Genomic DNA, 1,803 nt, shown 5'->3' on the forward strand with positions numbered 1-1,803 from the left:
GGCCCCGCCGGTTGTAGCGGTGCACCGTGAACCGGTCGGCGAGCCGCGCGGCGAGCCGGCGGTACTCGTCGATGGTGACCCCGCCGCCGTGCACCACCACGACGCCAGGGCCCGTGCCCGTCGTGTGCAGGGGAATCTGCGCGCCGTCCGGCGCCGTGATCCGCTCCATCACCGCTTCCTCCCTACCCGCTGAAACCGCGAACGGTGTTTGCAGTTTACAGTGGTGTGGTGAGCGGCGCATCCACCGAGTCCGGAGGGTCCATCTGGAGCCGGCCGGAGCGGGGCACCCGAGGTCCCGCGCCCACGCACGGCCGGGAGGCGATGGTGGCTGCCGCCGTCGAGCTGGCCGACCAGGGCGGCCTCGGTGCGGTGTCCATGCGCGCCGTGGCCGGCGCGCTCGGCATGGCCGCCGGCTCGCTCTACCGGCAGCTGTCCTCCCGCGACGACCTGCTGGCCCTGATGGTCGACCGGTGCGTCGGCGAGCTGCGGCCGTACCCGGAGAGCGCCGGTGACTGGCGGGAGACCATGGTGCTGCTGGCCCGCCGCCAGCTGGAGCTGTACCGGCGGCACCCGTGGCTCACCGACGCCGTCGGCCACGCCGGCGTCCCCGGTCCGAACACCCTCGCCTGGTTCGACGCCTGCCTGGGGGTGCTTCAGCCGGTCCGGGCGCCGGTCACCGCGAAGTTCGAGGCGATCGCCATGGTCACCGGCGTGGTCTCGCTCTTCGCCCGCGCCGCGACGGCGTCCGGCCCGATCCGGTTCGACCACGTCGATCTGACGGCGTACCCACACCTCGCCGCCGCGTTCGCCGAACCCCCGTCCGCCGCGCCCCCTCAGGACCTCTTCGAGCGAACCCTGCGCAGCCTCCTCACCGGCCTCCTGACCACCGACCCGCGCTGAGCGGCGATTCCCTCTCGTTGATCAAGGAGTTTGCGTCATCGAAGGCCGCGCCACCGACGCAAACTCCTTGATCAACAGATCCTCAGCGGGACGCGAGGTGGGCGCCCAGGACCCGGAGCGTCTCGGCGGCGGCGATGGCGTCGCTGCGGGCGCTGCCGTGCCGGCCGTCGCTGCTGTAGAGGGACGGGTCGGCCACCATCGGATGGTCGGTGAGGTGCACGTGCAGGGTGCCGAGCCGCTCGGCCAGCCCGGCGGTACGGGCCGAGAGCACCCGCATCCGCTCGCCGAGCCCGGCCCGTAGCGCCGCCGGCACGGCCGGACTGTGCGAGACGTCGAACATGCCGACCGTGATGAGGTCCGCCCCGGCGTCCCGCAACGCGGTGATCATCGCGGTCAGCTCCGCGTCCACGGCGTCCGGGTCGTACCCGCTCCGGAACGCGTCGTTGCCGCCGCAGACCACCAGCGCCAGGTCGGGCGCGAAGGCCAGGGCCCGGTCGAGCTGCTCCGCCCGCACCTCGTGCGCCCGCAGCCCGCGCCGCCCCAGGTTCAGGTACGCCAGTCCCGGGTGGACGGCCCGCAGCTCGGCCGCGATCCGATCGGCCCACTGCAGGTCCGGGTACCCGTCGACCGGCTCGCACATCCCCTCGGCGACGCTGTCGCCCAGCACCACGAACCGCCGCCACGGGTGGCCGCGCAGCAGCTCCCCGCTCTCACCCGGTCGCAGGCACCACGGATCGGTCGCTTCGGTCACCGTCGATCCCACGCCCGCACGCTAACCGATCGCTACCGTTCCGTCGATGGGCTGGTCAGCGGGGGGCGAGGGCGAGCAGCAGAAGGGTGGTGACCAGACCCGCGCCGGCCACCAGGAGCATCGGGCGCGGGGCGAGCACGGCGTGCCGGCGG

General features: G+C 73.8%; 2 protein-coding genes. One reads left to right on the forward strand and one right to left on the reverse strand.

What is annotated here, in order from left to right:
* Positions 1-228 precede the first annotated feature (228 nt).
* A complete protein-coding gene (locus ACWEVO_RS36025) occupies positions 229-900 on the forward strand; it encodes a TetR/AcrR family transcriptional regulator (RefSeq protein WP_452311869.1) in 672 nt (223 codons plus the stop codon).
* A gap of 82 nt (positions 901-982) precedes the next feature.
* Here ACWEVO_RS36025 and ACWEVO_RS36030 read toward each other — a convergent pair whose 3' ends face one another.
* Entirely contained in the window at positions 983-1,663 is a 681-nt protein-coding gene (locus tag ACWEVO_RS36030; protein WP_452311870.1) for an SGNH/GDSL hydrolase family protein, read from the reverse strand.
* Positions 1,664-1,803: the final 140 nt, after the last annotated feature.

It is taken from the genome of Micromonospora sp. NPDC003776, assembly GCF_053605645.1.